1 protein-coding gene and 1 pseudogene are annotated in these 1,893 nt (G+C 56.9%); both read left to right on the top strand.

All coding sequences use genetic code 11. The features are described from left to right. Positions 1–457, top strand: a 457-nt coding sequence (locus KDH09_16350; GenBank protein ID MCB0221269.1) for a c-type cytochrome, incomplete at its 5' end; no start/stop codon positions are given. A gap of 559 nt (positions 458–1,016) precedes the next feature. Beyond that, positions 1,017–1,890: pseudogene (locus KDH09_16345) on the top strand (integrase core domain-containing protein). Positions 1,891–1,893 lie beyond the last annotated feature (3 nt).

Here is a 1,893-nt window from a genome sequence, read left to right as displayed (position 1 = left end):
GGCAATGGCCGGCGGTGTGGAGTTGAGCAGAGAAGAGCAGCGCGGATTCGAGTTGTTCATGACCGAATACGATCCCCTACGACGACAGTATGGGGCCGACTGCTTCCACTGCCACGGCGGGGCGCTCTTTCAAAGTCAGACCTTTGCCAACAACGGGCTCGATTTAGATTATGCTGATTGGGGTCGTGCTCTCGTCACCGGGAACGAGTCCGACTCGGGCAAATTCGCCACGCCGAGCTTGCGCAACGTCGCGTTGACCGCGCCCTACATGCATGACGGCCGATTCGCCACGCTGGAGGAAGTGGTGGCACACTACAGCGAAGGAGTTCAGCGCGGTTCGACGCTGGATCCCAACCTCGCCAAGCATCTGGACGGTGGAGTGCCGCTGAGCCCTGAGGATCGCCAAGCCCTTGTTGCCTTCCTCAAGACGTTGACTGAAGAGAATGATGCGAAGTGAACCAAACGGATTGTGCGCGGTGTATGCACCGGATAATTGGTTGCCAGTGACGAGAATCTGGTGAAAGCAAGCGCTTCAACCTCCTCGACATGCTCAGGGCATTCCGCGGGGACCGGTAGCAACCTAAGATTTCAGACACGGATTCGCTAGTGGTTGCCAGTAGTGGCCTAGTAGTAGGCGAGTATTGGCAAGTATGGCGGAAGGGGAGGGATTCGAACCCATAAAAGCCATTTTTTGATCAAATATAGCCAATTCTGAAGACTGCTCAAGGGTTTTCGCCTACTGCTCCGTCACTGCTCGCCCATGCTCGTTACTGACACTTTTGCTGGCAGTTGACCGCTCCAACCCAGTGTAAAAGATGAGGCGATTACTCGACTCTCCAAAGTGCGCTCGGCCTGTCAATCCATTTGCCTTCGGACTTGGGAGTGACATCCCACAGGCGAATCACTCACTTCCGACTCGCCGTCCAGCCCTCGTGACCTGCTCCCGAAAAACTGGACCGGGCAAGAGATAGTCTGGCGAGGTTCGGATCGGCATCGTAAGAAAGGCAGCCGATCCAATGAGCAGGAAAGGAAAACGATATCGGGAAGAACTAATCATCTACGTTCTGAGGCAGGTCGAGGGCGGCCGGAAGATCGCCGAAGTCTGCCGGGAAATCGGGGTGACCGAGCAGACTGATCATCGCTGGAAACGCCGGTATGCCGGGATGGGCGTTTCGGAGCTGCGCCGATTAAAACAGCTTGAAGATGAGAACAGCAGCCTGCGCAAGCTGGTGGCCGACCTGAGTCTGGACAAGCACATCCTCCAGGAGATCGTCTCAAAAAAGCTCTGAAGCCCGCCCGAAGGTCCGAGCTGGTGCGCAAGGCGTCGGAAGTCTTCGACATCAGTTTCCGACGCGGATGCGGGCTGCTGATGCTTAACCGTTCGAGTTGCCAATATCGACCGAAGGAACGTCCCGACGAACGTGCTTTGACGGTCCGGCTTCGGGACCTGGCGGCGGTGCGCGTACGCTACGGCTATCGCAGGCTGACGGTGCTGTTAAAACGTGAAGGCTGGAAGGTGGGCCGGCGAATCGGAAGACTGCCCAAAGCAATCACGGTGGATAATGGACCGGAGTTCACCAGCCGGGCGCTCGACGCCTGGACATGTAGTCACGGGATCAAGCTGGACTTCATTCGTCCCGGCAAGCCGACCGAGAACGGCTATGTCGAATCGTTCAACGGAAAGCTGCGGACGAGCTCCTAAATCCGGAAATCTTCCTGAGCATGGAGTATGCGGCGAAAAGGCTCGAAGCATTCCGGGTAGATTATGATACCCAAAGACCACACAGCTCGCTGGGCTATCGGCCTCAGGCCGAATACGCCCAGCGAGCTGTCCAAACAGACAAGAACCATCCATCCGACCCGCCGAAACTAACACCGGCCCCGGTCTGAAAT

This window comes from Chrysiogenia bacterium (genome assembly GCA_020434085.1).
Taxonomy (GTDB): Bacteria; JAGRBM01; JAGRBM01; order JAGRBM01; family JAGRBM01; genus JAGRBM01.
The sequence above is the reverse complement of the archived record's forward strand: the minus strand, read 5'-3'. Positions and strand labels throughout refer to the sequence as shown.